Origin of the sequence: Arenimonas maotaiensis, from assembly GCF_014638745.1 — a bacterium.
Classification (GTDB): Bacteria; Pseudomonadota; Gammaproteobacteria; order Xanthomonadales; family Xanthomonadaceae; genus Arenimonas; species Arenimonas maotaiensis.
Genome location: NZ_BMFO01000001.1, coordinates 534591 through 560871, shown reverse-complemented (window position 1 = coordinate 560871; position 26281 = coordinate 534591). Strand labels below are relative to the sequence as shown.

Here is a 26281-nt window from a genome sequence, read left to right as displayed (position 1 = left end):
TCAGATATGACTGGTCTTCATAATGCAATCCGGAATAGTAACTTTTGGTCTTTGGTCAAGTTGTTGACAAGCTTAAGTGTCGGATTTTTTATCACAACGTATATCGTACGTACCTTGGGTGTGCATGAATATGGAGTTTATTCCGTTCTTTTTTCGCTTATCGGAATTGTAGCTGCACTTGCGTCATTTGGCATTCAGGATGTCTTTCGACGGTTTATACCAGAAGCCTTGCAACAAAATAGAGTCGGACTATTAATTCGGCTCGTATCTTATGGTCTCCTAGTCAGAATGGTTTCATCAGTTCTGGTTGTGGTCATTATTTGGATTTTAAGTGACCCTGTCGGAAGATTTCTCAAGATTCCTGATTTCAGCAATTATTTTATGGTGTTCGGCGTGGGGATAGTCGCTTATCTGGAGGCTGGCCTACTTACCGTTGTTCTGCATTCGACTTTTTTGCACAAATATTCAGCCATATCAAATGCCATCTATGTTCTGATGCGTGGAGGAATGGCGCTAGTTGTACTTGAGTCAGGTTATGGCGTTACGGGTCTGCTATGGGTTGAAGCTTTATCCTGGTCAGCTTGGGCCATAATTCAATGGATTTTCTACAAGAAAGCATTCCCCTCCACAAATCGCTTAACTCAGGATGAAAATCTTGATTCCGCACGAATCATTAAATATGGAGGAATGTCTTCTCTGAATGACATTGGCGGGTCAATTCTGGGTGTTTCGACTGATTTTATAATCATTACAGCCTATCTCGGACCTTCTGCGGTCGCACTTTATGCGTTTTCCGATAGGGTAATTAAAATGATTAACAATTGCCTACCGCATGCTGTCTTGGCCGACGTCATAAGAACTTCGTTTTTCTCGAAATACGCTCAAAGCCAAAATCCGGTTGATCTTGAGAAGATGTTCAATCTCGTTTTGAAGATTAGTGGAGTAGCGCTTATCCCAATTGCTTTCGGGATATTTGTTCTTTCCGATACATTAATTACGTATGTATTCAAAGATGATTACCTTGAAGCAGAAAGCATATTCTGGCTTTTGGCGTTATTTTCCGTAATTAACATGTTTGCATATCCGACAGGACTGGTTCTCCAAGCAATAGAAAAAGTTAGCGTAATTCTATATAGCAAAGTATTTGCTGTCTTAAACATATTGCTGTCTATTGTCGCGGTAAAGAAATATGGCGTAATGGGCGTTGTGATATCAACTTGTATTTGTACATTTTTCAAAAATTATTACTGTTTTTATAGAATGAATAAAAGTTTAAAGATTGATGTTGATTGGACTGGAATAGCTAAAATCGCATCGAGTTCGTTAGGGATGTGTTTAGTAATTATTTTTTTACGTAATTACGTTACCGGCCTGGTTTCACTAAGTACAGTCATCTTGTTCAGCGCCATCGTTTATTACCTGGCAATTCGGATTTTTAGTCCATTTACGAGTGGCGAGCGCCATTTCATCAATCGAGTTGTTCCTGGCTCATATTCAATAATTTGAGGTGGCAAAATGCTTTTGCTAGATCTCGTAAGAAATGCAATGAACTTTATACGAATTCATACCGTATATTTTGGGATTGGTAAGATCGGTAGAGGGGTAGTGCTCGGAAAACATATAGAGTTGGGTAGTCGGAAATCGATCTCCCTTTCTTCAGGAGCAGTAGTCGGGAATTTCTGCAGAATATTGGCAGGCAAGGGAGAGATTAGTATTGGTGAGAATTGCTATATCCATCCGTTTACGACACTACGGGCACAGACCGGATTTATAAGAATGGGAAAAGAGTGCTCCTTGAATCCTTATTCGATTATTCATGGTTCTGGGGGTGTTGTTATTGGGGATTATGTTCGAATAGGCAGCCATGTAATATTCGTTTCAGCAAATCATGTTTTTGATCAAGTTGATGTGCCAATTCATTTTCAGGGTATAGAGTCGAAAGGGATTATCGTCGAGGACGATGTTTGGATTGGCGGCGGCGTTACCGTCTTAGATGGGGTCCGGATTGGAAAGGGCTCGGTTATCGCTGCTGGCGCCGTGGTAAACAAAGATGTGCTGCCATACAGCATAGTGGGTGGCGTGCCGGCTAAGGTTATCCGGATGAGAAATGAATAAATCATTTGGCATTTATTTATGATAAAAAATATTTTGAACAGTCTTTCTTATAGATATGCAAAGTCGAGTTCGTCAAGATATGTGAAATGGCTTCGTAAGAGAGGCTGCTTAATCGGTGATCGTGTTGAATTTCATGGGTTGAGTGACATCTCAATTGATACTACTAGGCCATCCTTGGTGGAGATTGGTAATGATGTGATTTTTACGCGCGGCGTAACATTGCTCACTCACGGTTACGACTGGTTCGTTCTCAGAAATATATTTGATGAGGTAATTGCCTCGTCTGGAAAGGTCAAGATTGGAAATAATGTTTTTTTGGGTGCGCGCTGCATAATTCTTAAAAGTGTATCTATTGGTGACAATGTAATTATTGGCGCCGGTTCAGTTGTGACTCGCGATGTTCCTTCAAACAGTGTTGCAGTAGGAAATCCTGCGCGAGTAGTAATGCCCATTCAGGAGTATTACAAGAAACGTAAGACTGAATATGTCGACGAGGCTTTGGCGTATGCAAAGTCTATTAAAGAGTCACTTGGGCGCCAGCCCGTTCCTGCTGACTTCTGGGAAGAGTTCCCCCTATTTCTCCGGCCGGATGAGTCAGTTGAAGGTGTTCCCATTGAAAAACAACTTGGTGGGTCAGTCGAGTTTTACCGGAAGAATAATATTCCGATATTTAAAGATTTTTCAGATTTTCTAGATAAAGCTGGTGTTGGGTCGAAAAATGACCGTTGAGCGGATTAAAATTGGCTTCTTCAATTGTTACTATCCGGAGATTTCGGGTGGTTCAGAGTATCAGACATATTTGCTTGCTAAATCGCTGGATAAGACAGTTTATGATCCGTTTTTCATCTCTCTCAGTACGCATAAAAAAGGTTACCAGGAGCTCAATGGTGATCGGGTATATTTTTTTAAGCCCGAAAGTAGGCTTGCAAAGATAGACAAGGGATATATTGCCAATGCTGCGTTTATAAATAGGGTAATCAAAAAAGAAAATCCCAAAATTATCTATCAGCGAATGGCAAATTCCGCTTCAGGAATCTTGGCATATTTATCCAAAATCCGTGACTTTAAATTCATTTGGGCATGTGCAAGTCAAGAAGATATATTGCCACTGAGGTTCCGATTGAATAGTCCTGGGTCATGGGTCGAAAATGCTTTACGGATTTACGGTATTCGTCGAGCCGACTCGATTCTTTTGCAGTCGAGTGATCAACTGGATTGCCTTAATCGACGATTTAATCTGAGCGGCACTATTCTTAAAAATGGCCATCCTGATGTGGATGTCATTGCTCATGGCTATAAACAGCCTTTGCTTGTCATTTTTATTGGGAATTTCAAGAAAATAAAAAGACCCGAAATCTTTATCCAATTGGCAGAGAACTTTAGGCGTAGAAAAGATGTGGAATTCGTAATGGTCGGCCGCATTCCGGACCAGAATCAATCTGCCTCATTAATCAGAAGACTATCGGAAATTGGAAATATCAATTGGCTTGGCGAGCTTTCTCAAGCTGAGACCAACTCATTGTTGGGCCAAGCTTACGTCTTGGTAAATACTAGTGAATATGAGGGGTTTTCCAATACATTTATTCAGGCATGGCAACGAGGTGTTCCCGTACTCAGCCTAAGCGTTGATCCGGATAAACTTTTGAATAAGGAAGGCTTGGGAATCTGTTCAGGACATTACAATCGGCTCTGTGGCGATCTCGAATATCTGTTGAGCAATCCGGATGTTCGAAACGAAATGGGCCGGCGCGGAGTGCAGTATGCTTTAAAAGAGCATTCATTATCTGCAATAACAAGTCATTTTAAAAAAATATTGGCTGAGGTTTTGAATGGCTAATCGGCCAATTTCACCAACAAATCGTCCGAAAATCCTTTGGTTTGCGTTCAAGCTCTTCGACAAGTCCGTGGATAAAGCGACATGGTTGGAAATGATTAATGAGCTCTCAACCAACTTTGAAGTCCGGCTCCTAACGCTATACAGAAACGCGCCTATACCACTGGTGGCTGGTGGCTTTCCTGTGGACTATGTTCCTCGAATCGGCTCCGGGATTATTGGAAAGGCAGTTCTGCGAATCACGGCGCTTTGGTCATTATTTAAGGCAGTACTGGAATTTCGCCCAGACGCCGTAATAATCAATGGCGAACCACCATATCTACTACTCAAATTCATTCGGTTGTTGCAGGATAAATGCCGATTCGTTACTGTTTTCGATGTCCGGACTCTGCCGGTCGGGGACAACCAGGCTCGGGGTAATTCTGTGCTCAAGAAGTCCCTAGCACTGGCTGCGACGCAATTTTCCGGAATTACCTACATTACTCTCGAAATGGAGAGGCATTGCATTGCGGAATTCCAGCTTCCCGAGCACAAATCAGCCATATGGACTTCCGGTGTGAATGCCGAAAAATTCACCAGATATCCGATTCCAGAAGAAGAAACGTTCCGCTTGATTTACCATGGCGGAATTCTGTCTCGGAGCCGGGGGCTTCTCTCGCTTGTACAGGCTATGGCCTTGGTCAAGGATATCCCAGTCCAGCTTCACTTGGTTAGCTCGCTCCGCGAAAAGGAAGTGATGGAAGAGCTCGTTCGGCTTGATCTTTACGACCGGGTGATACTCCATGAAACAGTCCCGAACTCCCAGATTCCAGAAATGATCAATCACTGCCATGCCGGAATTATCCCGCTGCCGGATTTCAAAGGTTGGAATACCAGTTCGCCGATCAAGCTTTTCGAATATTTATCCTGCGGCCGCCCAGTGATTGTAACGCCGATTCCTGCGCATACCAATGTTCTCAAAGGAAGTCCTTTCGCATTCTTCTCGGCAGGCGATGATCCACTTTCTCTGGCTGCGAGCATTAGAGAAGCCTATGCTGAACGTAAAAGATTTCCCGAATTGTCAGTATTGGCACGAAATCAAGCTATCTCGTTCCACACATGGAAGTCACAAGCTGATGTTCTTGGTAGCTTCATCGCGACATTGATTAAAGTGAAAAAGCTACAGTCATGAATGCCGTAAGAATCTTGCTTGCCATTGCTATGTTCAGCCTATTCTTTGGCGGTAGTTTGGTGGGTTATGGTCTGATGCCATCAATGCTGAACTCGATTATTCCTGATATTTGCATTTCAGGACTGGTTGTTTTGGCAATGGTCAGGTCCGAGGAGCGCGGATTCAAGATAAAGGTCTTCGGCATCGCATATCTATTAGCATTATTGGTCTTCACTATCCTATCCGCCCTAGTAACAGATAGTGCTTGGATCAGCGTTGTTCTATTTCTCAGGCTTTTGGTTCGGTTTTATGTGATGTTCATTGTGCTTCTGAATATCGGGCTGAGTGAAAAGACCCAGCTATGGGCGTTTAGGTCACTTGCCTTCCTGTTCCTGCTCCAGATTCCAGTCGCGGCCGGAAAATTGCTCATATATGGGCAGGGTGAAAGTGCTATCGGAACTTACGCCGTTCACGGCGGAGGGCTTTCAACCGCGATACCCATGGTAGCTACGGCATTCTTGGTCAGCTTCTATGTAGGTTACAGAAGGCGCCTAGCTTATCTTCTTGCACTTGTCGGATTTATTGCGTTTGGAATCATTGGCGGAAAGCGGGCCGTCTTTGTCCTGGTTCCACTGGTCGGGTTGTTCAGCTTATGGCTATCCGTCGATGTAAGAGTTAGCAAGCTACTTAAGCTGGCTCCTCATCTTCTTGGAATCGGAATGATATTCGTTTTGGCTTTCTATGCAACTGTGAGACTAACGCCGACATTGAATCCTGAGCGCATGGTGATGGGAAGTTTTGATATCAGTTATGTAACTGACTATTTCATGAGTAGTCAAGTTGATGCTTATAGCCAAAATAACGAAGCACAAGGCCGGTTTTCTACTACAAAAGTATTCTTGGATGAAGTCAATGATAGCGCTTCAACTGCCATGGTAGGTTTTGGCCCAGGGATGCTTTTGAAGACAGAAATCGATGGAGCAGGCCGTGAGAAATCTGAAGATATGTACGGTATGCAATACGGTGGAGGCCTAGAGCAATTTGGTGTGCTGTATGGAATAACAGGGTTCTCATGGCTCTTAGTGCAAATCGGTTGGCCTGGGACGATTGTTTGGCTCGCATTTTACGTATATATGTTCGGTCGGTTTATTAAGCTTTCGAATTCGGAAAATGATCCGTTTTGGAAATCGTTCCAACTGTCGATGGCTGGTTACGCAATTGTAGTTTTGGTCATATCGCTAATATATGGATCATACATGATCATGGGCGATTTAATGGTATTTGTCTTCTTTCTAATGAGCGCGATTTCTTTCAGTCGACAGGCAGCTAGAGTTTCAAGAGTATCGCGATGAAAATCGAAATTTATTCCGATATCAACTCATATGCTCTCAAGGAAATATGGCAAGATTTGGAGAAAAAGTCCTGTTGTTTTCCTCAAAGCAGATGGTCTTGGTGTAGTGTATGGTGGAATAACCTCGGAAGCAGAAAAGAGGTAAGAATTTACGTTGCTTACGATGAAAATGACGTGGTGGTCGCGCTCGCGCCATTCATCATAGATACGTTGTTTGGCATTAAATGTCTCAGATCCATGCCAGAGAATTATGGCGATTATTTTGATTTCGTGATTTCACCGTCCATCATGCCCGATATTTGTTATGCGGCAGTTTTGAGCGAGATTCTAAAAAGTCGTGATTTCTCCGCTGTACTCCTGTTCAATGTCAATACCAGATGCAAGCTTTCTGAATTTATTGAGAGTTCAGAAAAATCCGTCTTGTCGAAGACTCTTGTAAAGACTATTTCTATGGATATCAATACAGGTACATATGATGGATATCTTCAGAGTCTTAGCAAGAATCGTAGAGGATATATAAGAAAAAAACAGAGAGCATTAGAGAGCGAATTTAAAATTGAATCCGTATTCTCTAAATCGGAAGATGTGTATTTATCCGTTTTTGATGAAACATTCGAGATTCAAAAACTTCGATGGGGTACTACTCGACCAAGGCGTTCACACGAATACATGCAGGCGGTAAGGGATAGTAACTCGGAATTATTTCGTGATAGTTTGATGGCTTTCTTAGGCATTCGTGCTAATGGCAGGCTTATATCTTATCGACTTGGATTCATTCATGAAAACTGCTTTTATGATTGGAATACTAGTTATGACCCGGGATTTGAAAAATTTTCTCCTGGCGCTCTAAGTATCGCCTACTTGGTCGAAAAGCTGATTGATGAAGGCGTTCATAAAATTGATTTTATGGCCGGTTACTATGATTACAAGCTCAGCTACTCTCCGGACCCAAGGATCTACGAAAACAAACTATATGTCCTATGTGGATCCTCGTTGAAGGCAAGATTCGTAGCGTGGTACTTCCTGTACGGCAGAGATAAAGCGAAGCAAGTTTATTCGCGAATCCGCGACTATAGGCTGGTAAAGTGGATTCGATCATGACTGATAAAATTAAACAATATGGGCTTTATCATTTCATCAGGCGGTCTGCCTTGTCGTTAATTAGGCGTATTTTTGAGTATGAGAAATATGTTGTGTTCGAAATGCCTGATTTTAGGGGGTCGAGTGCGTGCTTAAATGATGTTATATCTATCGATTCTTTCCAGATGAATCGACTGATCGACTGCGGTGGGGTCGGCGCTCAAGATATCGATAAATTCCAATCAATGCTCTCGAATGGAGAAATTGGAATTGGAGTTGTGAAGAACGGTATTCTTGTTGGCTCGGCCTGGGTACAGAAGACAGGTATTTATCGTTTCGCTAAAGGCTTTGAAGTGGCCATTCCTGAAAATGTAGTGATCATGAAAAACCTTTTTGTATCTCCTTTACATCGAGGTTCTGGGTTGGGGAAAATTCTGAATGCAGCGAGGTTAACTCTGGTGCCGGCTGGCTTCACGCCTGTTGTTTTCATTGTCTACGATAATCGAATCGCCATAAGAAACTGGATGGCATACGGGTTTAAGCCAGCTATAAATGTCTGCACTTATAAGTTATTCGGAAGTCATCAAAGAATATCGGTGCGACGATTGAGCAATACAGCAGCAGCGGTTCGCCTTGAGCGCTCGATGAACGGCGCGGTGGCTCCATGAAACATTTTGTAAATGCTCTTTCCTGGACGCTTCGATGGACTGGCATCACATGGCTGGCGCGTTCCATTATGGCGAGTGGTAAAGTCACATTGATTAACTACCATAATCCATCTACTAAGACCTTTTCTGAGCATCTCGCGTATTTCAGCAAAGAATATTCAATTATTAGCCTTGATCGGCTCTATGAAGCTTTGAGATCTGGTAATTTCAGCAATCTGCCAGCAAAACCAATGGTAATAACCATCGATGATGGTCATGCCGGAAATGCCGTCTTGGCTGATTGTATACGCCGTTTCCAGGTGCCGGTTACCATCTACCTTGTATCCGGAATAATTGACACCGATAAAAAATTCTGGTTCAAGCATCCGGGGCTCAATTTTGCCGAATTGCAACGGTTGAAACGGCTGCCGAATAGCGAGCGCCTAAGATCACTGGAAAGCTTTGAAATTTCCAAGAACGATAAAAATTACGAAAATCATGACCGGCACGCACTTTCCTATGCCGAAATCGACATGCTTGGACGTGCGGGTGTCTCGTTTGCAAGTCATACAGTTTCCCATCCAATTCTTACTCAGTGCGATGCGGAAACATTGCGTGAAGAGCTTTTTGGTTCGCGCCACGCTCTCGAAACTAGTCTAGGCTGCAAAATACTGCATTTCGCTTATCCGAATGGCGACTGGAACGAAGAAGTCAAAGATGCAGTTCGCAGTGCCGGATATTCGACTGCGCGGACTATCCGTCCTGGATTCATTTCGGCTCATTCCGATCCTTTGGCCCTGCCAAATCTAGGGGTTTCTGACGACGCAAGTTTGAACAAGGCGATTCTTCAAGCATCTGGCTTGTGGTATTTGCTGAAGAAGGTAAGAAGATTCAAAAGCGTGGCGACTGAATATGGCGCGTAAAACCAGAGTACTTGTCGTTGCCCCTGGGCGTCGCTCAAAAGGCGGCATTTCAGCCTCAGTTGCTGCCATTATGAGTAGCGGCGAGCTTTCCCTGGTTTCAGCTTACTGGGCTGAAACCATGGATGACCGTAGCACTATTCGTAAGATTGCATCTCTATTTTCTGCTTACATCAACTATTTGCTAAGACTTCCATTTTCCGACCTTGTTCATATTCATACATCATCAGGAACAAGTTTTTACCGGAAAGCCTTGTTTATGTCTCTAGCGCTGCTTTTTAGAAAACCGTATGTGCTTCATATTCATCCATCGCATTTCATAGATTTCGTTAATAATGCCAATGGAATAGAAAAATGGATCATTACACATTTTTCTCAGTGTGCTACTACCGTTATAGCATTGTCTGAAGGTACCGCTATTCAGCTGAAGCGGATTCTCGGTGTTAATAAAGTTGACGTTTTGCCTAATCCTTGTCCGTATCCAGTTATGTCTAATTTCTCAAGAGATATCAGGTCTCGCGAGATTCTTTTCGCTGGAAAAATAATGAAGGCCAAAGGGTGTTTCGAGTTGCTTAACGCCTTTGCAATTGTGGTTAAAAAAATTCCAGAGTCTCGACTGGTTGTGGCCGGAAATGGCGAAGTTGAGCGATTCAAGAGACATGCTGAAGAATTAGGCTTAAGCAATCATGTCGCATTCACTGGCTGGATAGAGGGGGAAGAGCTTCTCGCTGCATATCAGCGCGCGAGCATTCTTTGCCTCCCGAGTCATTCCGAGGGGCTTCCTGTTAGTATCCTGCAAGCCATGTCTCAGGGCGTTGCTGTAATCGCCACTCCTGTAGGTGGAATTCCTGAAATCATCAAGTCTGGCGTAAATGGAACTCTTGTTCCACTAAGCAATGAGAAGGCTTTGGCTGAGGCAATTCTCTATTTGCTGGAAAATGATGAAATAAGATTTAATATCGGAATAAATGCCACTCAAACAATCATGAACAATTACAGCGCTGATATTGTAGGAAAGAAAATGCTTTCAATTTACGAAGTGATTGTTCGTGATAAATCATAAATTCAACTTATATGATTGCTAAATCATTTTCCGAATTAAGAGCCTATTGTGAGGCCGAAAACTACAAGGGCTGGGACCCTTACGACGGCCTGAATTCGACTATCTTCCAGGCAATGCCGCTCAAGCACTGGGATCTGGCCCGACTGGTGCTGATCCAGCTGTGCAAGCGATCGCCATTCAACCTGCGCCCGCTATTGCGCGTGCCCAAACAGCATAATGCCAAAGGCGTCGGGCTGTTCCTGAACGGCTATTGCAACCTGTACCGGATGGCGGAGCAGGGCGATACCCGCTTTGGAACCTTGGAGCAGCTGCGTGCCAAAGTGGACGAGGTCGCCCGGCTATTGATTAGCTTGCAAAGCAAAGGCTATTCCGGCGCGTGTTGGGGCTATAACTTCGACTGGCAGGCGCGCCGCCTGTTCCTGTTCCCGGCCCATACGCCGACGGTAGTGGCCACCACTTTCTGTGCGAGCGCCTTGTTCCAGGCCTATGAGGTGACCGGCAACCGGCTGTATCTGGATACCGCCCTGTCGTCGGCCGATTTCGTGCTGAAGAATCTGCATAGAACCGAGTCAAAAGGCGGCTTCATCCTTTCCTACAGCCCGTTACCGGGCAACGATACGGTCTATAACGCCTCCTTGCTGGGTGCCAAGCTGCTTAGCCAGTGCTACCGGTATACCCGCAACGAAGAGTATAAAACCGTTGCCCGGCAGATCGTCAGTGCGGCCTGCGAAGGGCAGGCGGCGGATGGATCGTGGGTGTATGGTCTGTTGCCGGTGCAGTCCTGGATTGACAGTTTCCACACCGGCTACAACCTGGACGCCATGGCGCACTATGCCCGGTTCTGTGAGGACAGCAGCTTTGACGACGCCATGCAGCGGGGCTTGGATTTCTATTTGGCCAACTTCTTTCTGGCTGATGGTACGCCGAAGTATTACCACAACCGGACCTATCCCATCGACATCCATTGCCCCGGCCAGCTGTGGGTGTCACTGAGCGTGATGGGGCGCTTCCAGCCGCATGCCGCATTGTGCCGAAAGGTCGCCGATTGGACGTTGGCCAATATGCAGGATAGCCAAGGGTTCTTCTATTACCAGCTCAAGCGCGGCGTCAGCTCTAAGATTCCGTACATGCGCTGGAGCAACGCCTTCATGTTCAACGCCTTGAGTTATTACCTTTTGGAGACGCATGGAAAGCAGACTGGTTAACGGTGTCAAGGTCCATGCGCCGCCCTCGCGTCAGGCGCTGATCGATTACGCTTTCGCCAACGGCAGTCTTCTGGTGGCCGTGAATGCGGAGAAGATTCTGCATGCCACCGAACAGACCCGCAACATCATTAACCGCAATATCGGCTATCCGGACGGTATCGGTGCCGTGCTCGGCCTGCGCCGGAAAGGTCAGGGCGATGCCGTCAAAATCCCCGGTTGCGAGCTGTGGCTGGATATCATCCGCGCCCATTGGCAGGACAAGACCTTCTATCTGGTCGGCGGCCGGGATTCGGTGATTCAAGCTACGGTAGAGCGCTTGCACGAAGAATTCCCCGGCATCCGGATTCTGGCCTATCGAAACGGCTACTTGGCCAATGAGGACGAGAAGCACGCCCTGATCGCCGATATCGCCGATAAGAAACCGGATGTGGTGTTCGTGGCCATGGGTTCGCCCAAGCAGGAACTGCTGATGGAAGAGATGCAGCGTGCCCATTCGGCGCTATATCAGGGCTTGGGCGGTAGCTTCGATGTGTACACCGGACAGGTTCGCCGCGCACCGGCCTGGTGGGTGGAACATCACCTGGAGTGGTTGTATCGATTGCTTCAGGAGCCAACCCGAATCAAACGCCAGATTCATCTAATTCGCTTCCTGTTCCGGCTGTATGCCGGACGTTTCTGACCTGAAAAGGAATTCCCGATGACCGCCCCCTTGATCGATATCATCGCCGGCGCGCGCCCCAACTTCATGAAGATCGCGCCGATCATCCACGCCATCCGCGCCCGTCAGGCCGCCGGCGTAAACTTGCGTTTCCGCTTGGTGCACACCGGCCAACACTACGACGAGAAGATGTCCGGCGAGTTCTTCCGCCAGCTCGACATCCCGCCGCCGGACGTGAACCTGGAAGTGGGTTCCGGCACCGCCGCCGAGCAGACCGGCGAGATCATGCGCCGATACGAGAAGCTGCTGTTGGAACAGCGTAGCGACCTGTGCCTGGTGGTCGGCGACGTGACCTCGACCATGGCCTGCGCCATCGCCGCGCAAAAGCTGGGCGTCAAGGTCGCGCATGTGGAAGCGGGTATCCGCTCCGGCGATTGGTCGATGCCGGAAGAGATCAACCGCATGGTCACCGATGCCATCAGCAACTGGTTCTTCACCACCAGTGAAACCGCCAATGCCAATCTGCGCCACGCCGGCGTCGAGGACGCGCGAATCTTCTTCGTCGGCAACACCATGATCGATACGCTGCTGGCCAATCTGCCCAAGCTGCGTCAGCCGGCGTGCTGGAACGAATTGAATCTTGCGCCGAAAGCCTATGTGGTGCTGACCCTGCACCGGCCGGCGAATGTGGACGATGCCGACAATCTGCAGGCGCTGCTGCAGGCGGTGTCCACAGCCTGCGCCGGACTGCCGGTGGTGTTCCCGGTGCATCCGCGCACCCGCGGCGTATTGGCCAAGCTGCCGGCCTTGCCGGGCAACCTGCATCCGCTCGATCCGCAACCCTATCTGGAGTTCATCCATCTGGTGCGCGATGCACTGGCGGTGATCACCGATTCCGGCGGCATCACCGAAGAAGCGACGGTGCTGGATGTGCCGTGCCTCACCTTGCGTGCTAACACCGAGCGCCCGGAAACGGTCGAGCTGGGCAGCAATGAATTGCTCGGTACCGATCCGGCGGCCATCGCGCCGGCCATGGCGCGCGTCCGAGCGGGGCAGTGGAAGAAGGGCAGTGTGCCGCCGCTGTGGGACGGCCGCACCGCCGAGCGGATTGTGGACCATCTGACCCGGCTTCTGCCGCCGTCCTGAGCCCGGATTCGGGCGTCATTTCCGGCCGATTTCAACCCCGATTTTCGACACGCTCCGTGACGGGAAAAAACGGACTTTTGTATGCACTAATGGGTAATAGTGATACACAAATTATTGGCCCCAATCGCCCTGTTTTTTGCTCCGGCAGATGCCCCCTAGGCGGCCCCTGCAGCCCCCCTTACCAACCCGCACAGGCCCCCCTTCATATCCGGCATACCCCCCCTGATGGTTACCCAAGGGTCCCCTACTAATTTCCTGGGGGTACCCGGTATTGCCCGCGTTCGCGATGGGCGCGTTTTGGACCAAACCAAAGGGGGTTTGTGCAAATACCAAGGGGGTAGGGCCAAAACCCGGGGTGGTTTCGGCGCAAAACCGGGCATAAATCGCATGCAATCGACTGAAATGCGACACGCCGCGTGTCGTCCCACCCAATTCGGGCGCACCCCCGAATTTTTCTGATGGTTTCCCGGCATCCCTCTGCCTACAATATCGGCAGGGGGAAACATGTTTTACAGTCTGAAGTTGTTCTTCGCCACGCTGCTGGTCAGCGCCGGCGTCATCGCCGTGTTGTTGCCGCTGGCCCGCCGCTACCACTGGCTGGATACGCCGGGCGAGCGCAAACAGCACACCACGCCCACGCCGCCGGTCGGCGGTTTCGGGGTGTTCGCGGCCATCGCCCTGGCCACGGTCTGGATCAACGGCGTCACCCCGGTGGTCGGCGCCTGGCTGGCCGGCGGCAGCCTGCTGGTGCTGGTCGGCGCCCTCGACGACAAATACGACCTGAACTGGCGGGTGCGCATTCTGGCGCAGGTGGCCGCGGCGCTGATGTTGATCGTGTGGGGCGGGGTGCGCGCCGCGCACCTGGGGCCGCTGTTCGGCCTGCCGGACGTGGAGCTGGGCTGGTTCAGCCTGCCGCTGTCGGTCGTCGCCATCGTCGGCCTGATCAACGCGCTGAACATGATCGACGGCATCGACGGCCTGTGCGGGGCGCTGATCGTCGCCGCCTGCGGCATGTTCATCGCCGCCGGCCTGTACGCCGGCGCGCCGCCGATCGTGTACCGGCTGGCCATGGTGGTCGGCGCGGTGGCCGGATTCCTGCTGTTCAACCTGCGTTTCGGCCGGTTTTCCGCGGCGCGGGTGTTTCTGGGCGACGCCGGCAGCGGCCTGCTCGGCTTCACTATCGCCGCCATCGCCTTCCGCATGACCCAGGATCCGGTGCATCCGGTCAGCCCGATCCTGGCGCCGTATCTGGTCGCGGTGCCGGTCATCGACTGCCTGGCGCTGATCGCCCGCCGCCTGCGCCAAGGGCGCTCGCCGTTTGCGGCCGGCCGCGACCACATCCACCACCTGCTGCTGGAGGCCGGCTTTACGGTCAACCAGATCGTCGCGCTGCTGGTGGCGGTCAGTTTCGCCATCGGCCTGTTCGGCGCGCTGTGCATGGTGGCCGACGTGCCCAACGTGGTGCTGATGCTGAACTATGTACTGATGGTCGCCGTCTGGTACCGGCTCGGCACGGACCCGGCCGCCTTGATTGCACGGCTGTCCGGCCTGCGTGCGCGCCTGCCCGGCGCCATGCCGGCCACGTTGCCGGAACGGGCCTGAATTCACGGCCGGCTACGCTCCGCACTTAGGAAGTTTTCGCTAAGAATTTTTCTGATTGTCAGCGCCCGCCGCGCGATGCTAGCGTGGTGGGGGTAGGCCATGCCATCGTGGTAGGCTAGCAGGCAGGGCGTTGGGGGACGCCTTTGGTACCGGCCGCAGGGCCGCAAAGGCAGGGCAGTGGAAGTCATCCAAGCCATCACCTATCTGGGATTCGCCTTCACTATCACCGTGTTGGCGATCATGTGGCTGCTGCCGTTGGCCCGGCGCTACGGCTGGGTCGACCACCCCAACGGCGGCCGCAAGGACCACGCCGAGCCGACCCCGATGATCGGCGGCATCGCCGTCTACGTCGGCCTGGTCGTCACTACCCTGATTTTCATCGGCGACCAAGTGGTGCCGCGCAGCTATGTGCTGTCGGCTACCTTGCTGGTGGTGGTCGGCGCCCTCGACGACCGCTTCGACCTGAACTGGCGCGTCCGCATCCTGGCCCAGATCACCGCCGCGCTGATCCTGACCGAAATCGGCGGCGTGCGCGCCGACCATCTAGGGCCGGTGTTCGGCCTGCCGGATGTCGAGTTCGGCTGGCTCAGCCTGCCGATTTCGGTCATCGGCATCGTCGGCCTGATCAACGCCCTGAACATGATCGACGGCGTCGACGGTCTGCTGGGATCCCTGGTGCTGGCCAGCCTGCTGATGTTCATCGCCGCCGGGGTGTACGCCGGCGGCCCGGTGGTGGTCTGGCGCAGCTTCATGGTGCTCGGCGCGATCTGCGGCTTCCTGCTGTACAACCTGCGCTACCGCGGTAATCCCCGTGCCCGCCTGTTCATGGGTAACGCCGGCAGCATGCTGCTGGGCTTCACCATCGCCCATATCGCCTTCCGTCTGACCCAGAACCACGCGCATCCGGTCACCCCGGTGCTGGCCACGTATCTGGTGGCGGTGCCGGTCATCGATTGCCTGGTGCTGCTCGCCCGCCGCCTGCGCCAGGGCCGCTCGCCGTTCAACGCCGACCGCGACCACGTGCACCACCTGCTGTTGGACGCCGGCTTTTCGGTCAACCAGACCGTGGCGGTGCTGGTGCTGGTCAGCCTGCTGATCGGCGGCGGTGCGGCCGGCTGGCTGCTGCTGGGCGTGCCGTTCGAAAAGGGCCTGCTGCTGCTCGGCTATTTCGGGCTGCTGGTCGGCTGGTATGCCTTCACCTGCGACCGCGCCCGGGCCGTGGCCCGTCTGTCCCGCCTGCACCGTTGGCTGACCGCCAAGTTCATCCCCGGCCCTTGAAAAATTCCTATGGCGGACGTTTCGGCTTCGGGGTAGGCTAAGCCCACGGCCAGCCGCCGGTACGGCGGGGTGCAAGAACAAAATCGAGGCCTTCGAGGGGGAGGCCGGGCATGACACCGCAGGGGATGGGAAATCGCCCGGATTCCGATGACGCCATCAGCACGCAAAGCACGGCGTCGTGCGCCCAGTGCCCGACGCCCGGTGCCGCCCAGACCGGCCAGACGCCGCCACCGGGGCGTTCCCTGCCGCCGGGTTGCGACGAGTGCGGTTATGTCCGCGACCTGCTGGCCGACCTGGAGACCCGCCTGCGCCGCGAGATGGACGGCCAGCGGGAGACCGAGCAGGCGCTGCTGCGCAGCCGCGACGCGCTGGAGGCGTTCATGGATGCGGTCGGGGAGTCGGCGCTGTTGCTGGCGGCCGACGGCACCCTGCTGGCCATCAACCGGGTCGGTGCCGAGCGGCTGCACCGGCGCAAAGAGGACATCATCGGCCAGTCGGTCTATGCGCTGTTGCCTGAGCCGATCGCCAGCGAACGCCGGCGGAATGTCGAGCGGGTCCTGCGCAGCCGCTGCAACGACCGGTTCGTGGACGAGCGCGACGGCCGACAGGTCGAACATACCCTGTATCCGGTGTTCGGCGCCGACGGCGCGGTGGCGCAGTTGGCCATCATCGGCACCGACGTCACCGAGCGCCTGGCCCTGCAGCAGGCGGTCGAGGACGCGCGCCGCCGCCTGCAGACCCTGATCGGCAACCTGCCGGGCATCGCCTACCGCTGCCGCAACGACCGCGACTGGACCATGGAATTCCTCAGCGACGGCTGCGAGGAGTTGACCGGCTACCGCGCCGCCGCGCTGGTCGGCAACCGGCTGCGCAGCTATGCCGAGCTGATCCATCCCGAGGACCGCGAGCGCGTCTGGCAGACCGTGCAGGACGGCGTGGCCGGCCGCCGCCGGTTCAGCATGGATTACCGCATCCGCACCGCCGACGGCGGCGAGCGCTGGGTGCACGAGAACGGCCTGCCGCTGTTCGACGCCGACGGCCGGGTCGAGGCGCTGGAGGGCTTCATCAGCGACATCACCGAGCAGCGCCTGGCCGAGCAGCGCCTGCAGGAGGCGCTGCAGAACCAGGAGGCCCTGAACCGGGCGCTGGAGGACAGCCGCCGCGAGCTGGCCGAGCTGGCCATCCGCGATCCGCTGACCCGCCTGTACAACCGCCGCTTCATGGAAGAGGCCTTGGTCCGCGAACTGGTGCGCGCCGAACGCGAGACCGATTCCCTGGCCGTGGCGATGCTCGACCTCGACCATTTCAAGGCCTACAACGACGACTTCGGCCATGCCGCCGGCGATGCCGTATTGCGCGCGTTCGCCCAAGCCATGCACAGCTTCCGCCAAGGCTCGGACGTAGCCTGCCGGTTCGGCGGCGAGGAGTTCGTGCTGATCCTGCCGGGCCTGGACCGCGACGGCGCCTTCGCGCGCCTCGACGCGTTCCGGCGCACGGTCGCCGGGCTGGTGGTGCGGCACGAGGGCCGCGAACTGCCGCGGCTCCGGGTCTCCATCGGCGTATCGTTCTATCCCGAGCACGGCCGCCAGGTCGATGTCCTGCTGGACCAGGCCGACCAGGCCATGTACCGCGCCAAGGCGGCCGGCCGCGACCGGGTGATGATGGCCGAGTAGGGCGGGTCATCCCGTAGGCCGGGTTACCAACCCGGCCTACGCCTTGGCTTTGCTGGCCGCTTGCCGGAATTGCCGCGGCGACAGGCCGAAGCGCTCGCGGAACGCGGTCGAGAAGTTGGCGCCGCTGCTGTAGCCCACGTCCTGGGCGATGGTCTGGATGTCGAGCGTGGTCTCGGCCAGCTGCCGGTGCGCTTCGCGCAGGCGCAGCTCGCGCAGGTAGTCGAACACGGTGGTGCCGGTCTGGGTGCGGAACGCCTCGCCCAGCCGGCGCTTGTTGCTGCCCACCGCGCGCGCCAGCGCCTCCAGCTCCGTGGTCTTGGCCAGATCCTGCAGCATCAGCTGGCGGGCGGCGCGGAACAGCCGGGCGTCGGCGGAATGGCCGCCGTCCTCGGGCTCGCCGACGGATTCGGCCTGTTGCCGGGCGCGCAGGTGGATGCCGACCCGCAGGCGCACTTCGTCGAAATCGAACGGCTTGACGATGTAGTCGACCGCGCCCTCGCTCAACCCGCGCACGCGGTCTTCCGGTTGCGCCGCGGCGGTCAGGAAGATCAGCGGGATGCCGGCGGTGCGCGGATCGGCCTTCAGCAGCCGGCAGGCGGCGATGCCGTCGCAGACCGGCATGTGGATGTCCATCAGCACCAGGTCGGGCGAGCCGTAGCTGGCCTTCTGCACCCCGTCATGGCCGTCCACGGCCAAGCTCACCTGATAGCCGAAGCGGCGCAGGAAGTCGTTCAACAGACGGCGGTTGGCGTCGTGGTCGTCCACCACCAAAATGTGGCCGGTGGCGCTGATATGCGGCTTGACGGTGCTCATTCCAGCGAATCATAGCACCGTGACGCAGTTGGCCAAAGGGGGGGGCTAGGCGCGCGTAGCATCGGGCAAAAAAAGTCATTCAGGCAAAACTCCGCGAGCTTCCGGCAAAGGTCTTGACCCGCCGTTCATTTACGATTCACAGGTCAAACGTGGGTCGGGGATGTTGTGCCCGCGTTTGCCCCCTATTCAAATACCAACATGGAAGAGTCCTGATGACCCGTAAAAACCGAGCCCGTTATGGTCTGAGCCGTACCTATAAAGTCAGCGCCACCGCGAAAGCGCTGCGCGGCGCGATGATCGCCGCCCTGGCCACCGCCGGCGCCTCGCAGAGTGCGCTGGCCGCCGATGAATGCATCGTGCTGGGCCAAAACATCCAGTGCGTCGGCGCCACCAACGACACCATCGACAACTCGGAGCTGGAATATCCGAATGCGCCGTTCGACCTGACCACGGTCACCTTCGCCACCAGCTTCAATTCGGTGGTCGGGAACTGGAACGGCGTCGACATCAGCGTCGGCGGCAACGACGACCTGCGCGTCAACAATCTCGGCTCGATTTTCGTGGTCGATGACCATCAAGACTCCGGCGACATCGGCAACACCCTGTACGGCGTGCGCGCCGACGCCATCGACGGCGGCATCAGCTTCAACAACAGCGACAGCGGTACCGTGCTGATCGACATCGACCAGAACAACGAATGGTGGGACGGCGACTCCTGGAACTGGGAATGGAACGGCGCCGCGGTCGGCGTCGACCTGTACGGCGATGATTTCGCCACGGTCACCAACGCCGGCCTGATCTCGGCCGGCAACCAGACCTGGGACAACAACAACCGCAGCGACGCCACCGCCCTGCGCGTGGATTCGCGCGGCGACGTCACCGTGGTCAACCAGGCCTTCGGCTCGATCTACGCCTACAGTACCGACGGCGACGCCATCGCGGTCGACCTGTGGTCGGACTACGGCGACATCGCGGTGGTCAACAACGCCAACATCGCCGCCAACGGTGACGACTGGACCGTCGGCGTGCTGGCCGAAGCCGATGCCGATATCAGCGTGAACAACAACTTCGGCGCCGAAATCCGCGTGTACAGCGAATTCGGCGACGCCACCGGCGTGCTGGCGCGCGCCTGGAACGACGGCAACGTCACCATCGAAAATGCCGGCCTGGTTCAAGCCATCGGCGACAATTGGGCTACCGGCGTCTATGCCGAAACCATCGGCGGCGATATCGCCGTGGGCAATACCGGCGACATCAATGTCCGCGCGTATGACAACGATGCCACCGGCATCGGCGCCGAAACCAAGTACGGCGCGGTCAACGTGCAGAACGATGCCAGCATCGACGTCTGGGGCTACGACCAGGCCAATGGCGTGACCGTGGCGAACTTCACCGGATATGGCGACGTCACCGTTGGCAACACCGGCAACATCCAGGTCCGTCAGGAAGGCGATTTCAACAACAACAACGGTCCGTTCGACCTGTTCGGTGACGCCATCGGCATCGGCGTGTTCCAGAATATTGTTGGTACCTACAATGGCCCGAACCCGTTCATGGGCTACGGCGACGTCAGCATCGGCAACAGCGGTACCATCGGCGTCTGGGCCGACGGCGGTACCGCCACCGGCGTCGGCGTGGTGTCGTTCGGCGGCGACGTGGCCGTCGACAACTCCGGTTACGGCGACATCTGGTCGCGTTCGGTCCGTGATGACGCCTTCGGCGTCGCAGTGTCGACCTTCGCTGCCGACATCACCGTCACCAACGGCGTCTACGCCGAGATGTTCGTGACCGCCGAAGGCTGGAACAGCGGCTATGGCGACGCCATTGGCGTCGGCGCCAGTGCCAAATACGGCGCGGTCGACGTCGACAACGCCGGCGAGATCTTCGTGAGCTCCTGGAACGACGACGCGTTCGGCATCCAAGCCTACGCCAGCGGCAGCGGCATGGGCCCGTTCTCGGTCGGTCTGCTGCCGGGCGACATCCATGTCGGCAACACCGGCCTGGTCGACGTGTTCGGCGACGAAAGCGCCACCGGCGTCCTCACCAACTCGATCGACGGCACCACCGTGGTCGATAACACCGGCGTCATCAATGTCGACGCCGATGAATACAATGCCACCGGTATCCGTTCCGTGTCCTCGGGCGATTACAACGGTGACATCACCATCAACAACACCGCGTTGCGTAACGCCAATGGCGATCTGATCGGCGGCATCATTGATGTCTACACCCACAGCTGGAGCTACAACGGCTTCAATAACACGGAAGCCGTCGGCATCGACGTGCGTAGCGAAGGCTACGGCGACATCACCGTCACCAACAGCGGCCGCATCGGCGTGTACTCGGAAGGCGACCAGAACGGCGACGCGTGGGGCATCCGCGCCATGGCGAATGACCAAGGCAGCGAATATGCCGGCGCCATCACCGTCACCAACAGCGGCCTGATCGACGTCTACGCCGACGAAGATTCGTGGGGCGTGCGTGTCGACACCTACGGTACCGGCGGCGACATCACGGTGACCAATAGCGGCACCATCGACGTGTCGGTGGACGACGACGATGCTTTCGGTATCGATGCGGCCACCTACTACGGCTACGCCGGCATCACCGTGACCAACAGCGGCAACATCCTGGTCGTGGGTGACGACAATGCCACCGGCATTGACGGTAGCGTCAACGGCTACGGCGACTTGATCGTCGGCAACAGCGGTCTGATCGATGTGTTCGCCCGGGGCGACGATGCCTACGGCATGGAGCTGGGCCTGGACGCCGAATTCGGCGACTACGTGCTGACCGTGACCAACACCGGCGTGGTGTTGGCCGAAAGCGATTACGGCGACGCCTTCGGCATCAAGGCCGAAACCTACGCCGACGGCGACCTGACCATCACCAACACCGCGGTGCTCGACGGTTATGGCGACCTGATCGGCGGCGTCATCAACGCCGAGAGCCAGGGCAGCGATGCCGACGGCATCCACGCCTACCATTACGGCAATGGCGACATCGTGGTTAGCAATAGCGGCTTGATCAGCTCCGAGACCCATAGTGGTTACGGCGATCTGGCCTTGGGTATCGATATGCGCCATCACGGCGCCGGCGACATCCGCTTGACCAACACGGGCACGATCGAAGCGATCGCTTCCGTCTCCGGCAACGCCTGGGGCATGCATGCCAACACCATGGACGGCTATGGCGACATCTCCATCAGCAACAGCGGCCTGGTTCGCGCCTATGCCGACGCCAGCGTCAACGGCATCACCGCCAGCGCCGGCCACGACATCCACGTCGACAACAGCGGTACCATCCGCGCCGCCGGCAATGAGTTCGCCTTCGGCATCGACATCGATGCCCGTCGCAACAGCAGCGTCAGCGTGGTCAACTACGCCGAAGGCGTGATTTCCGTCGACTCCGACGACAATATCGCTGGCGGCATCGACGTTTACGTCAACATGCAGGGTCTGTCGAACGATGGCGCCAGCATCAACATCGCAAACGCCGGCGATATCATCGTCGAAGCCAACGGCGATGCGTCCGGCATCGGTGCCTTCATTGAAACGGGTTCGCGTTACGTCGAGACCCAGGGCTTCGTCTGTGCCAACGTCGCCGGTTGCAGCGGCTTGAACGGTTATGTCGGCAATGGCGGCTGGGTGATCACCCAGAACGCCTACTGGGCGGATGGCGAGGGTGCTGTGCCGGTCACCGTCAGCAACTCGGGCGACATCGCCGTCGCTTCCTGGAACGGCGACGCTGAAGGCATCGTGGTCCGCATGGACAACGGCAGCTACGGTGAATTGGCCAGCGTCACCAACAGCGGCACCATCAACGTGTACTCGGAAGACGACCGTGCCTATGGCGTCAACGTGTTCAACGACTTCGGCGATACCGTGATCGCCAATACCGCCGATGGCGCGATTTACGCCGAAGGCTGGAACGACGCCTACGGCATCTCCGCCCGCGGCATCGACGGCGACATCACCGTGACCAACGCCGGTCTGGTCGTTGCCACGGCCGGCAGCGATTATGCCGTCGGCATCTATGCCGAAACCAACGGCAGCGGCGACATCAGCGTCAGCAATGCCGCCGACGCCTATGTGGTCGCCTATGGTTCGGACAGAGCGGTCGGTATCGGCGCCTGGAACTACGACGACGGCCAGGTGTCGGTGGTCAATGCCGGCGACGTGTACGCCTACTCGAATGGCTGGACCGTCGGCATCGCCGCGCAGTCCGACAACGACAGCGTCTCGGTCACCAACACCGTCGACGGCCGCGTCATCGCCGTCACCGACGATGGCGACGCCTACGGCATCGATGTCTGGACCGGTGGTTCCGCCAACGTCGCCAACGCCGGCGTGATCAGCGTCTACAGCGAAAACAGCTGGGCTACCGGCATGTATGTCGAAGCCTGGGACGATGCCGGCATCACCGTCACCCAAGCCGCTACCGGCAGCATCGTGGTGGAAAGTGCCTACGGCGACAACCGCGCCAGCGGCATGAACCTGTACAGCGACGCCGGCGCCATCAGCGTCACCACCGCCGGCAGCATCAGCGCGGTTTCGGGCGGCTACGACGGCTATGCGATGGGCATCTACGCCGACAGCAACAGCGGCGACATCACCGTCACCAACAGCGCCGCCGTCACCGCCAACGCCAACGGCGATTACGGCGATGCCATCGGCATCTGGACCATCACCGAGGGCGGCGACATCAGCGTCAGCAACAGCGGCAACGTGTTCGCCAACGCCAACGCCGCCTACTACGGCTGGTCGGTCGGCATCTACACCGAAAACGAGACCGGTGCCACCACCATCGCCAACTCCGGCAATGTGCGCGCCACCAGCGACGGCGTGAACGACGCCTGGGCCATCTACCACAGAGGCAACAGCGTCAGCATCACCAACGCCGCCGCCGGCAACATCTTCGGTGTGATCCGTACCGACGATGCCGCCGACAGCTTCACCAACAGCGGCGACTGGTACGCCACCGAAGGCAACAGCTACGTGTCCGACTTCGGCGCGGGCAACGACGCCATCGTCAACAACACCGGCGCCCGCATCTTCATGGACGATTCGGTGATCGACCTCGGTTATGCCGAAGGCGGCGTCAACAGCTTCATGAACAACGGCAAGGTGTTCGTGCGCGGCGCCGACAACGAAATCGACATGGGCGGTGCCACCTCGGTGTTCACCAACAACGGCGCTTCGCTGCACTTCGAGGACGGCGCCGCCAACGACGCGCTGACCATCTTCGGCGACTTCGCTGGCACCGGCCACATCGTGGTCGACGCCAACGGTACCTCGATGCTGGCCGACCGTCTGTACATCGACGGCGACGTGATCAGCAACACCGCCAACGTCATCGACGTGTACCTGACCCGCAATCCGACCCTGGAGCAGATCACCGACGGCGTCGAAATCGACATCGTGCAGGTGTCCGGCACCAGCCTGGCCGCCAACTTCAACCTCGGCATCGTCGATGTCGACGCGGAAGACACCCTGTACACCGTCAGCCACACGCTGAACAAGCACATCAACGTCAGCGGCAGCAACGATCTGTTCGCGCTGGGCTTCGAGATCAGCGGCCTGAGCCAGTCGGGCGTGGCGGTGTCCTCCATCGCCCCGGCGGTGCAGAACCTGTGGCACCTGGGCAGCGGCACCATGTTCCAGCGTCAAGGCAGCGCCGGCGGCAACGCCGCCGCTACCGGCTCCGCGGTCAAGGGCTTCCTGAACTCCGCCGACGGCGGCCAGGTCGCCGACTACCAAGGTGCCTCCGGCGCCTGGGTGCGCATGTTCGCCGACAACGGCGGCCTGACCCCGGACATGGGCCGTGACAACTTCGGTACCGGCGGCGTGCAGCAGTTCGACCTGAGCAGCTCGGGCATCGAGTTCGGCGCCGGCTACGCCTTCAACGACCAGTGGACCGCCGGTCTGCTGGGCGGCGTGTCCGAAGCCAGCCTGAAGCCCGAAGTCGGCGGCCGTACCAAGGTCGATGCCGACACCGTCGGTGCCTACCTGACCTACACCCCGGGCAACGGTTTCTACCTTGACCTGAGCTACCGCGCCATGGGCTTCGACGGCCAAGGCAACGGCAACGGCTTCCGCTTCGAAGGCGATGCCGACGGCTACAGCGTCGAGTTGGGCTACGGCTTCAAGACCTCGGGCGGTCTGGTCATCGAGCCGCAGTTCCAGTACAGCGCGATGGACGTCAACCTGGATCAGGTCGAGTACTTCGACGGCGACTTCGACCTGACCGACGGCGATTCCAGCCAAGTCCGCGGCAGCATCGCCCTGCGCAAGACCTACCAGTCGGGCGCCGGCGAGTGGACTCCGTTCGCTTCGGTCGGTGTCGTCAACGAGACCAATGCCAGCAACGACTACGTCATCGGCGGCATCCTGACCGGCAACGTGGACACCAGCGGCAACAGCACCCTGGTCGAAGCCGGCGCCACGGCGCACTACGGCAACCTGGTGTTCAGCGGCGGCGTCAACTGGAAGGACGGCGGCGCCTATGACAGCCTGTTCGGCGGCCAAGTCAGCGTCCGCTTCACCTGGTAATACGGCCCCACGGAAAAAGGCCGGCGCAAGCCGGCCTTTTTTTTCGGGCACTGCTAGAATCGAACCAACCGCACGCGGGCGGTGCCCGCATCCCCTTGAAATCCCCGGAGCAAGACGTTGAGCGACAGCAAGAAACCCAAATCCAAGACCACCGGCAAGCCGGCCGAACAAGCCGCCGCACCGGCCGCCGAGACCCCAACCGCCGAGGCCCCGGCCAACGAGACCGCCGACGCGGCCGGCTCGCAGCCGCAGGTGCAGACCGTGGCCGAGGCCGCCGCCGACGGCCAGCCGGCGGCCAAGCCGAAGGACATCACCCAGCTGAAGGTGCAGAAGAGCTGCTCGCGCGGCTTCGGCGCCTGGCTGGCGCAGCACCGCATCTCGCTGGCGGTCACCTCCTACCAGACCGGCCGGGTGTACCTGATCGGCAGCGACCCGAACGGCCGGGTGTCGTTCTTCGAACGCATCTTCGAACGCGCCATGGGCATCGTCGGCAACGCCCAGCGCATCTACCTGGGCGGCCTGTACCAGCTCTGGCGCTTCGAGAACGCGCTGCGCCGCAACCAGGTCATCCACAAGGTGTTCGACAAGTGCTACGTGCCGCGCAACGCCCAGACCATCGGCGATCTGGACATCCACGAGCTCGGCATCCGCAACAACGGCAAGGTCGTGTTCGTCAACACCAAGTACTCCTGCCTGGCCGAACTCGATCCGGTGCACAGCTTCAAGGCGGTCTGGAAGCCTAACTTCATCAGCAAGCTGGCGCCGGAAGACCGCTGCCACCTGAACGGGCTGGCGATGAAGGACGGCGAGCCCAAGTACGTGACCGCGGTGTGCAAGAGCGACTCGGTCGACGGCTGGCGCGACCGCCGCGCCGACGGCGGCGTGGTGATCGACGTGGAGACCGACGAGATCGTGTGCGAAGGGCTGTCGATGCCGCACTCGCCGCGCTGGCACAACGGCAAGCTGTGGGTGCTGAACGCCGGCACCGGCTATCTGGGCTGGGTCGACTTCGAGAGCAAGCGCTTCGTGCCGTTCACCTTCTGCCCGGGCTTCCTGCGCGGTCTGTCGATGATCGGTAACGTGGCCGCGGTCGGCCTGTCCAAGCCGCGCAACGGCCGCTTCGCCGGCCTGGCGCTGGACGAGGAGCTGAAGAAGCGCGACGCCGAGCCCTGGTGCGGCGTGCAGATCGTGTCGT

Annotated in this window: 18 protein-coding genes and 1 pseudogene; 18 read left to right on the top strand and 1 reads right to left on the bottom strand. The window is 56.3% G+C overall.

Going from position 1 to position 26281, the window contains the following annotated elements; translation table 11 throughout:
* Window positions 1–6: 6 nt before the first annotated feature.
* The 16 genes and pseudogenes from IEV56_RS02705 to IEV56_RS02630 all read left to right on the top strand — a co-directional run bounded on the left by IEV56_RS02705 (window position 7) and on the right by IEV56_RS02630 (window position 17722).
* Window positions 7–1506 carry a lipopolysaccharide biosynthesis protein gene (locus IEV56_RS02705; protein WP_343207479.1) on the top strand — a complete coding sequence of 500 codons (1500 nt, stop codon included), beginning with the start codon at window positions 7–9 and terminating at the stop codon, window positions 1504–1506.
* A 9-nt stretch (window positions 1507–1515) separates the two neighbouring features.
* Window positions 1516–2115, top strand: a complete 600-nt coding sequence (locus IEV56_RS02700; protein ID WP_188447464.1) for an acyltransferase — start codon at window positions 1516–1518, stop codon at window positions 2113–2115.
* A 291-nt stretch (window positions 2116–2406) separates the two neighbouring features.
* Window positions 2407–2559 (top strand): annotated as a pseudogene (locus IEV56_RS10570) (DapH/DapD/GlmU-related protein); the annotation flags it as partial.
* A gap of 274 nt (window positions 2560–2833) precedes the next feature.
* Window positions 2834–3952 carry a glycosyltransferase family 4 protein gene (locus IEV56_RS02690; RefSeq protein WP_188447459.1) on the top strand — a complete coding sequence of 373 codons (1119 nt, stop codon included), beginning with the start codon at window positions 2834–2836 and terminating at the stop codon, window positions 3950–3952.
* Window positions 3945–5120 (top strand): glycosyltransferase, encoded by a 1176-nt coding sequence (locus IEV56_RS02685; protein WP_188447457.1) that lies wholly within the window; start codon window positions 3945–3947, stop codon window positions 5118–5120. The genes IEV56_RS02690 and IEV56_RS02685 overlap by 8 nt, the downstream gene beginning before the upstream one ends.
* Window positions 5117–6451: a hypothetical protein gene (locus IEV56_RS02680; RefSeq protein WP_188447455.1), complete on the top strand. Its 1335-nt coding sequence runs from the start codon at window positions 5117–5119 to the stop codon at window positions 6449–6451. Before IEV56_RS02685 ends, IEV56_RS02680 begins: the two co-directional genes overlap by 4 nt.
* Window positions 6448–7551: a GNAT family N-acetyltransferase gene (locus IEV56_RS02675; RefSeq protein WP_188447453.1), complete on the top strand. Its 1104-nt coding sequence runs from the start codon at window positions 6448–6450 to the stop codon at window positions 7549–7551. Before IEV56_RS02680 ends, IEV56_RS02675 begins: the two co-directional genes overlap by 4 nt.
* A complete protein-coding gene (locus IEV56_RS02670) occupies window positions 7548–8198 on the top strand; it encodes a hypothetical protein (RefSeq protein WP_188447451.1) in 651 nt (216 codons plus the stop codon). Before IEV56_RS02675 ends, IEV56_RS02670 begins: the two co-directional genes overlap by 4 nt.
* The gene (locus tag IEV56_RS02665) at window positions 8195–9100 is read left to right on the top strand and encodes a polysaccharide deacetylase family protein (protein ID WP_188447449.1); all 906 of its coding nucleotides are present in this window, start codon (window positions 8195–8197) and stop codon (window positions 9098–9100) included. The genes IEV56_RS02670 and IEV56_RS02665 overlap by 4 nt, the downstream gene beginning before the upstream one ends.
* A complete protein-coding gene (locus IEV56_RS02660; protein ID WP_188447447.1) occupies window positions 9090–10160 on the top strand; it encodes a glycosyltransferase family 4 protein in 1071 nt (356 codons plus the stop codon). Before IEV56_RS02665 ends, IEV56_RS02660 begins: the two co-directional genes overlap by 11 nt.
* A gap of 11 nt (window positions 10161–10171) precedes the next feature.
* The gene (locus IEV56_RS02655) at window positions 10172–11365 is read left to right on the top strand and encodes a delta-aminolevulinic acid dehydratase (protein WP_188447445.1); all 1194 of its coding nucleotides are present in this window, start codon (window positions 10172–10174) and stop codon (window positions 11363–11365) included.
* A complete protein-coding gene (locus IEV56_RS02650; RefSeq protein ID WP_188447443.1) occupies window positions 11346–12044 on the top strand; it encodes a WecB/TagA/CpsF family glycosyltransferase in 699 nt (232 codons plus the stop codon). The genes IEV56_RS02655 and IEV56_RS02650 overlap by 20 nt, the downstream gene beginning before the upstream one ends.
* An 18-nt stretch (window positions 12045–12062) precedes the next feature.
* Window positions 12063–13169 carry a non-hydrolyzing UDP-N-acetylglucosamine 2-epimerase gene (gene wecB, locus IEV56_RS02645; protein ID WP_188447441.1) on the top strand — a complete coding sequence of 369 codons (1107 nt, stop codon included), beginning with the start codon at window positions 12063–12065 and terminating at the stop codon, window positions 13167–13169.
* A 504-nt stretch (window positions 13170–13673) separates the two neighbouring features.
* Window positions 13674–14771 (top strand): MraY family glycosyltransferase, encoded by a 1098-nt coding sequence (locus IEV56_RS02640; RefSeq protein ID WP_188447439.1) that lies wholly within the window; start codon window positions 13674–13676, stop codon window positions 14769–14771.
* A gap of 177 nt (window positions 14772–14948) precedes the next feature.
* The gene (locus IEV56_RS02635; protein WP_188447437.1) at window positions 14949–16049 is read left to right on the top strand and encodes an MraY family glycosyltransferase; all 1101 of its coding nucleotides are present in this window, start codon (window positions 14949–14951) and stop codon (window positions 16047–16049) included.
* Between the two features lie 110 nt (window positions 16050–16159).
* Entirely contained in the window at window positions 16160–17722 is a 1563-nt protein-coding gene (locus tag IEV56_RS02630) for a sensor domain-containing diguanylate cyclase (protein WP_188447435.1), read from the top strand.
* A gap of 36 nt (window positions 17723–17758) precedes the next feature.
* On the opposite strand, the gene IEV56_RS02625 is transcribed toward IEV56_RS02630, so the two are convergent.
* Window positions 17759–18535, bottom strand: coding sequence for a response regulator transcription factor (locus IEV56_RS02625; protein ID WP_188447433.1), 777 nt, complete (start codon window positions 18533–18535; stop codon window positions 17759–17761).
* A 212-nt stretch (window positions 18536–18747) separates the two neighbouring features.
* On the opposite strand from IEV56_RS02625, the gene IEV56_RS02620 reads away from it, so the two are divergent.
* Window positions 18748–25086, top strand: a complete 6339-nt coding sequence (locus IEV56_RS02620) for a hypothetical protein (RefSeq protein WP_188447431.1) — start codon at window positions 18748–18750, stop codon at window positions 25084–25086.
* A gap of 117 nt (window positions 25087–25203) precedes the next feature.
* Window positions 25204–26281 (top strand): TIGR03032 family protein (locus IEV56_RS02615; protein WP_229730142.1); only part of this gene is annotated, 1078 nt, incomplete at its 3' end.

Bases quoted from the DNA above. Each gene is read 5' to 3' on its own strand.
- IEV56_RS02690 (WP_188447459.1), top strand. From the start codon at position 2,834: ATGACCGTTGAGCGGATTAAAATTGGCTTCTTCAATTGTTACTATCCG.
- IEV56_RS02625 (WP_188447433.1), bottom strand. From the start codon at position 18,535: ATGAGCACCGTCAAGCCGCATATCAGCGCCACCGGCCACATTTTGGTG.
- IEV56_RS02660 (WP_188447447.1), top strand. From the start codon at position 9,090: ATGGCGCGTAAAACCAGAGTACTTGTCGTTGCCCCTGGGCGTCGCTCA.
- wecB (WP_188447441.1), top strand. From the start codon at position 12,063: ATGACCGCCCCCTTGATCGATATCATCGCCGGCGCGCGCCCCAACTTC.
- IEV56_RS02655 (WP_188447445.1), top strand. From the start codon at position 10,172: ATGATTGCTAAATCATTTTCCGAATTAAGAGCCTATTGTGAGGCCGAA.
- IEV56_RS02700 (WP_188447464.1), top strand. From the start codon at position 1,516: ATGCTTTTGCTAGATCTCGTAAGAAATGCAATGAACTTTATACGAATT.
- IEV56_RS02640 (WP_188447439.1), top strand. From the start codon at position 13,674: ATGTTTTACAGTCTGAAGTTGTTCTTCGCCACGCTGCTGGTCAGCGCC.
- IEV56_RS02650 (WP_188447443.1), top strand. From the start codon at position 11,346: ATGGAAAGCAGACTGGTTAACGGTGTCAAGGTCCATGCGCCGCCCTCG.
- IEV56_RS02620 (WP_188447431.1), top strand. From the start codon at position 18,748: ATGACCCGTAAAAACCGAGCCCGTTATGGTCTGAGCCGTACCTATAAA.
- IEV56_RS02705 (WP_343207479.1), top strand. From the start codon at position 7: ATGACTGGTCTTCATAATGCAATCCGGAATAGTAACTTTTGGTCTTTG.
- IEV56_RS02685 (WP_188447457.1), top strand. From the start codon at position 3,945: ATGGCTAATCGGCCAATTTCACCAACAAATCGTCCGAAAATCCTTTGG.
- IEV56_RS02630 (WP_188447435.1), top strand. From the start codon at position 16,160: ATGACACCGCAGGGGATGGGAAATCGCCCGGATTCCGATGACGCCATC.
- IEV56_RS02680 (WP_188447455.1), top strand. From the start codon at position 5,117: ATGAATGCCGTAAGAATCTTGCTTGCCATTGCTATGTTCAGCCTATTC.
- IEV56_RS02670 (WP_188447451.1), top strand. From the start codon at position 7,548: ATGACTGATAAAATTAAACAATATGGGCTTTATCATTTCATCAGGCGG.
- IEV56_RS02675 (WP_188447453.1), top strand. From the start codon at position 6,448: ATGAAAATCGAAATTTATTCCGATATCAACTCATATGCTCTCAAGGAA.
- IEV56_RS02665 (WP_188447449.1), top strand. From the start codon at position 8,195: ATGAAACATTTTGTAAATGCTCTTTCCTGGACGCTTCGATGGACTGGC.